Annotated in this window: 5 protein-coding genes; all 5 read right to left on the reverse strand. The window is 74.3% G+C overall.

All coding sequences use genetic code 11. From position 1 onward, the window contains the following. On the reverse strand, positions 1-1,320 hold a 1,320-nt coding region (locus NBZ85_RS25765; protein ID WP_308205221.1), incomplete at its 3' end, for a sensor histidine kinase. Between the two features lie 67 nt (positions 1,321-1,387). Further along, on the reverse strand, positions 1,388-2,449 hold the full coding sequence (gene manB / locus NBZ85_RS25770; RefSeq protein WP_261562760.1) for a mannose-1-phosphate guanylyltransferase: 1,062 nt from the start codon (positions 2,447-2,449) through the stop codon (positions 1,388-1,390). A gap of 158 nt (positions 2,450-2,607) precedes the next feature. Further along, positions 2,608-3,528 carry a glycosyltransferase family 2 protein gene (locus tag NBZ85_RS25775; RefSeq protein WP_261559568.1) on the reverse strand — a complete coding sequence of 307 codons (921 nt, stop codon included), beginning with the start codon at positions 3,526-3,528 and terminating at the stop codon, positions 2,608-2,610. 165 nt (positions 3,529-3,693) lie between these two features. Then, complete coding sequence (locus NBZ85_RS25780; RefSeq protein ID WP_261559565.1) at positions 3,694-4,824, reverse strand: glycosyltransferase family 4 protein; 1,131 nt, start codon at positions 4,822-4,824, stop codon at positions 3,694-3,696. An 82-nt stretch (positions 4,825-4,906) separates the two neighbouring features. Next, positions 4,907-6,283, reverse strand: coding sequence for a glycosyltransferase family 4 protein (locus NBZ85_RS25785; RefSeq protein WP_261559566.1), 1,377 nt, complete (start codon positions 6,281-6,283; stop codon positions 4,907-4,909). Between the last annotated feature and the right edge of the window lie 227 nt (positions 6,284-6,510).

The following is a 6,510-nucleotide window of genomic DNA, read 5'->3' on the forward strand; positions in this document are numbered from 1 at the left end:
GGGCGGTCGGGGCGACCCGCCCGCGGCGTCCGGGGCGACGGGGGGCGCGGCCCGCGCCCAGGTCAGCATCACCCGGGTGCCACGGCCGGGGGCGGTGACCAGCCGGACGCGGCCACCGACCTCGGCGAGCCGGGCCTGCACCGAGCGGCTCAGCCCAAGCCGATCGACGGGCACGGCGGCCGGGTCGAAACCCCGCCCCTCGTCGCGCACCATCACCCCGACCGCGGTTGGCGTGCGGTGCACAGTGACCCAGGCCTGGTCGGTGGCGGCATGCCGGCGGACGTTGGACAGCAGCTCGGCGGTCGCGGCGGCCAACGCGACGGCCACCTCCGGCGGCAGCTCCTGCCCGCTGCCGTTGCCCGACGACAGGGAGCCAGGCATGCCGACCGTGCCGGTCCGGCCGAGCCGCACCCGCAGCCCACGCAGCCGGGCGGCATCGGCGACGGCGTCGAGCCGGGCATCGAGGCTGCGCGCGCCGTCGCCGGGTGGAGCGTCGAGCAGCCCCCGGACGGCGGCGATGGCGTCCTCGGCCTGGGTTCGAGTGAGCCGCTCGTCATCGCCGCCGCCCCAGGCGATGCCGGCGAGGGTGTTGAGCACCGTGTCGTGCAGGACGCGTTCACGCTCCCGCTCCGCGCGGGCACGGGCCACGGCGATCATCTCCGCCCGCTCGTGGTCCGCCGCCGCCCGCAGCTGGTCGTCGGCCCTGCCCGCGGTCGCCCGCAGCCGCCCCGCCCCGAACCGGACGAGCAGGGACAGGAAGGCGATGAGCAGGATGGCGACGGCGACCCGGCGGTACGACCCGCCGGGGTCCGATGCCGAGCGGGCCGCCGCGGACGCCGACCAGCCCGCATCGGTGGGCACAGCCGCGGCAAGCCGGCCGCCCAGGCCCACCCCACCCACCAGGGCCGCGCACAGGGCGACCAGCGCGCCGGCGAGCACCCGCCGGCTGGTCATCGCGCCCGCGACCAGGGCGGCGTGGGCGCAGCCGAGGTAGATCCAGGTCCCCGCGCCACCGACGGACACCGCCGGCACGGCGGCGCCGGCGGCGAGCGCCCCGGCCGTGCCCACGCCGACGTTGGTGAGGACGAGGCCGGTGCCGAGCCCGCCGCGAAGGCTCAGCGCCACGTAGCCGAGCCCCCACGCGAGCATCAGCAGCACGGCGACGAGCCCCACCGGGTGCCGGCTGTACCAGGACCACCACACCGCCAGGTACAGCGCCGTGGTAACGACGCCCAGCACCCGCAGCACGGCGAAGGTGCGCACGAGGACGGCGGTGAGCGCGTCCGATGCGCTGAGCGATGCGCTGACGAGCACGGACATCAGTCTGTCCTGTCGGATCAGGGCATATCCGACGATCGGCCGCAATGGCTGGCCGAGATCGGCCGGGTCAGGTGCGGTCGGAGCTGAACCGCACCGCGCCGGCGGTGAGGACCGCGCCCGGGAACACCCGCGCGCCGGCCCGCAGCTCGTTGCCCCGCTCGATGACGGCGCCGTCACCGACGACCACGCCGTCGAGCACGACGCCGGGGCCGATCACGGCATCGCGGCCGATCACACTGTCCCGCACGGTGGCGCCAGCCTCGATGATCGCCCCGTCGAAGAGCACGGCGCCGTCGACCTCGGCGCCCGCGCCCACCCGGGAGCGCGCCCCCACGGTGGCGCCGCCGCTGATCTTGGCGTCGGCGGCGACGACGGCGCCGGCCAGAACCAGGCAGTCCCCGACCGGGCCGGGCAGCGCCGAGGAGACCATCCGGCCGGTCACCAGGTCGCGGCTGCCCTGGACGAACGCCGCCGGTGTGCCCAGATCGAGCCAGTAGGTGCTGTCCGGGTAGCCCATGACCGACGTGCCGGCGGCCAGCAGGCCGGGGAAGGTCTCCCGCTCGACCGACACCGGCCGACCCACGGCGATGGAATCGATCACTGAACGGCGGAACACGTAGCAGCCAGCGTTGATCAGGTTGGTGGGCGGATCGGGCGTCTTCTCAAGGAACTCGGTGACACGACCGTCCGCGTCCACGGGCACCACGCCGAAGGCCCGCGGATCGGGCACCTCGGTCAGGTGCAGGGTGACCGCCGCGTCCGCCGCGGTGTGCCGACGGATCAGCGCCCGGATGTCCAGGCCGGACAGGATGTCACCGTTGAAGATCACGATCGGGTCGTCCGGGCCGCCGCGCAGGCGCCCGGCGACGTTGCGGATGGCGCCGCCCGTGCCCAGCGGCTCCGTCTCGGTCACGTACTCCAGCTCGAGGCCGTGGGCGGACCCGTCCCCGAAGTACTCCTCGAAGACCTCCGCGCGGTAGGAGGTGGCAAGTACCACCCGGTCGATCCCGGCGTCGCGCGCCCGAGCCAGCATGTGCGCGGTGACCGGCACCCCAGCGACCGGCAACATCGGCTTGGGGGCCGACATCGTCAGTGGTCGTAGACGGGTCCCCTGACCGCCGACAAGCATCACTGCGTCCATGGAGAGTCAGTGTCGCAGGGCATGGGGTAGCTCTTGGAGACGGATGGGCAGCGGGACCACTACCCGAACGTGCCGCCATAGGGCAGATACGATCTGTTTACCATCTGGTCACGCCATGCGCCCGGGTGTCCGAGCAACGCCGAGGCTCATCCGCCGGGAGTGATCCCGCGGTTGGTGAGCAGCTCCGCGGATCGGGTGGCCCTGGCCCCGGCGCTGTCCTTGGCGAAGACGAGGGCGAGCAGCAGCCGGGCACCGAGCCCGACACCGAGCAGCAGCCGCAGGGGAGCGCGCCCCGGCCCCGGGTACTGCCGGGACAGATAGCGGAACATGCTGCGGTGGTGGGCCACCACCATCCGCCGGGACGACCGCTTCGTCGAGTGCCCGCCGAGATGCTCGACGACCGCGGTGGGCACGTACACCGACTGCCAGGACGCCGCCCCGATCCGCCGGCCCAGGTCGACGTCCTCCATGAACATGAAGTACGACTCGTCGAAGCCACCGACCGCCTCGAACGCCTCCCGGCGCAGTAGCTGGCAGGAGCCGGACAGCCAACCGGCGGTCATCTCCCGCGGGGCACCCCGCTCCCGCCGGTAGGAGGCGGTCCACGGATTCGCCGGCCAGCACCAGCCGAACAGCGCGTGGCCGATCCCCCGCCCCAACGACGGCAGGTCGCGGGCCGACGGGTAGAGAGCCCCGTCGGGGTTGGTGATCCCGGGGCCGAAGGCACCCCCACCGGGCCAACGCCGCGCCGCGGCGATCAGCTCGTCCAGCGCGCCCGGTTGGAACGCGATGTCGGCGTTGGAGATCACCAGCCAGGGTGCGCCGGCGTCGGCGGCGCCCCTGTTGACGGCGCTGCCGTAGCCGAGGTTGCGGCCCGGGCGCAGCAGCCGCACCTCGGGGCGCTCCCCCGCCGCGCCGGTGCCCGTGTCGAGCTTCGGAGAGTTGTCGACGATGACGACCTCGTAGGCCCGGGTCGTCGCCTTCGCCAGGGAATCGAGAAAAGCTCCGATGATCTCCCCGGACCGGAAGGTCACGACGACGACCCGAATCTCCGGCTCCACACCCATGTCCTCGCCCGCCCGTCTCACCGGCCCGCCCGCCTCGCCGGCCCGCCTGTCATCCGTCCGATCGGCACGGCCGGCCGCGCCGGGACTTGGTGACGTCGAGCGGCATCCGTGCCGAAGAGACCGTAGCGCGCCCTTTGCGGCGGTCTTCGCCCCGGGGTCGGACGCTCAGCGCTCGGCGACGGCCCGTGCGTAGCTCGCCAGGTGAGCCTCGGCGCTCGCCGCCCAGGTGAACTCCCGGGCCCGCGCGAGTCCCGCCTGACCGAGCTGGCGGCGGCGCTCGGCATCGTCGAGCAGGGCACCCATCTCACGGGCGATCGAGTCCGGATCCGGCTGGGTGTAGGCGACGGCGTCCCCGCCGACCTCCGGCAGCGACAGCCGCGGGGTGGTCAGCACCGGCGCACCGCAGGCCATCGCCTCCAGCACCGGCAGCCCGAAGCCCTCGCCGTGCGACGGGTAGGCGACCAGCGACGACCCGCCCAGGTACCCCGGCAGGTCGGAGAAACGCAGGTAGCCGGGCCGGATCACCCGCAGGTGGCTGGGCACCGAGGCGACGGCGGCGTCGACGTCGTCGTCCCAGCCCGAACCGCCGGCCAGCACGAGAGCGGGCGGCTCGTCCCGCCAGTGCACCGCCTCGGCCCAGCCACGGATCAGGTTCGGGACGTTCTTGCGCGGCTCCAGCATGCCGAGGAAGGCCACGTAGCGCGCGTCGCCGAGGCCGAGGCGGCGGCGCACGCGCAGCTTGTCCTCCTCGGTCGGCGGGTGGAACGTCGACGTGTCGACGCCGTGATAGGCAACATCGGTGGTCGTCGACTCGCCGTCGAGCACTCGGATCAGCTCGTCACGGGTCGCCTTCGACGGGACGATGATCCGGGCGGCACGGCGCACCGCGGTGCGCATCGCCGAGCGGAAGAACGTCCCCTTCACCGCCGTGTGCATGTCCGGCTCGGTAAAGAAGGTGACATCGTGGATAGTCACGCACACGGGCTGCTGCGCCCGTAGCGGCATCGTGTAGTGCGGTGAATGAATGACGTCGGCATTCACCTGCTCCGCAACCAGCGGCAGCCCGGTCTGCTCCCACGCCAGCCGCGCGGGCCGGTGGGCGATGGCCGCCGGCCCGGACAGAACGGTGGCATGAGGAGCCATCCGGCTGTAGCGTTCTTCGTCCGACCGTTGGCAGACCAGCGCCATGTCCGCACCAGCCGCGCCGAGCGCCGCGACCAGCCCGTCGACATAACGCCCAACGCCACCACGGTCGGCCGGGACCGAAGTCGCGTCGACGAGCACCCGGGGTCCCACGGCGCTCCTTCCCTGACGCGCCACCCTCGCAGGGGTGGCCGCTTGCTTCATGGTGACCGCTTGCTTCCCAACGGGGGCAACACTACGCCCGCCCGTCAGCGGCGACGGACACGGCAGGGGAGCCGCCGACTCGACGGTAGAGCGCCCACGTCGCCTCCGCCGCCGCATTCCAGGTAAATGCCTGCGCGCGCGCGCGTCCGGCATCTGACAGCCGCCCGCGCAGGACTGGATCGCCGACGATCCGGGCCACCGCGGCGGCCAGCGCAGCGGCGTCGCCGACGCCTGCCACCAGCGCGGCGTCTCCTGCCACCTCGACCAGCGCCGGGGCATCGGAGATCACAACCGGCACTCCGTGCGCCATGGCCTCCACCACGGGCAGGCCGAACCCTTCCGACTGGCTCGGCGCCAGCAGCACCCCGGCCCGCGAGAGCACGACCGCGAGATCCTCGTCACTGATTCGCCCAAGAGTGCGGACTCTGGAGCCGTCCAGACCGTGCCGCGCCGCCTCGGTACGCACGTCGAGCCCGCCCCAGCCGGCCGCGCCGACGTGCACCAGCGGCAGGCCCGGATCGTCGGACCGGCGCAGCGCCGCGAGCGCGGTGTTCAGCCCCTTACGCGGCTCCAGGGTGGCGAGGGTGAGCAGGTAGCCGCCCGGCGGCGGCAGGCCCAGCCGAGCCGCGCGGGCGTCGGCGTCGGGCGGCACCCGGGTAACCGCCTCGGCCACCCCCTCGCCGATGGCGTGCAACCGCTCGGGAGGAATCGGCAGATGCCGGGCCACCTCGGCGGCGACGGCAAGAGTCGGGACGATCACCGCGTCGGCGTGCCGGGCGGCGCGCTCGCCCATCAGCCGGTGCCAGCGGGCACCGTGCGGGGTCAGCGTCTCGGGATGGGTCCAGGGCACCGCGTCGTGGATCGTCACGACCAGTTTTGGCCGGGGCCGGCGGCGGTCGAGCGCGTCACCGAGCGCCGGGGCGACGCTGTGTGCGGCCCACTCGGCCAACGGCGGTCGCACCGGGCCACCCGCCGACCGGCCGCCGTCCCGGCCGGGCTCGCCCCGATGATCGGCCGCAGACCTGCCGGGATCGGACCGAGCCGATATGCCGGACCGGCCGGAACCGCGCAGGGCGTCGACCACCGAGCCGGTCGCCCAGCCGGCGGTCCCGCCCGCGGGCGGGAGCAGCAGCGTCGGCGCGTGGATGACGTCCACCCCGGTCGGCGCGGGACCGACGCCGCGCGACCAGGCCGTGGCCAGCGCCCGTCGAGGCAAGCCGAGGCGCAGCGGGCCGAGCACGCCCGGCAGGCTCGCGGCGTCGACCTCGCGCCGCGCGGCGCACCAGCCGACCACGCCGTCCCCCGGCGCGGCACGGCGGGCGAGGGCGGTCGCGAGCTCGGCGGAATAGCGGCCGGTCCCCCCCGGAACCGGCGCGAGCAGCTGTTCGACCAGGAAGCCCACACGCACGGGTGACAGTCTCCCCTGCCGCTCGGCGGCCCGGTTCGCGGGCCCGTCGACTCAGCGCTGGCGGCTACGCAGGGCGGCAGCGACCATGACCACGCAGAACAGGCCGCCGACGAGGTAACCCCACCAACGTTCGCCGTCGACAGCGTCGGCCGCGGCGCCCCCACCGAAGATGATCAGGCCGAAGAGCAGCACCGTGAGCAGGGCGGCGACCGCCCGCTGGGCATGGC

Source organism: Frankia tisae (assembly GCF_025403405.1).
Classification (GTDB): domain Bacteria; phylum Actinomycetota; class Actinomycetes; order Frankiales; family Frankiaceae; genus Frankia; species Frankia tisai.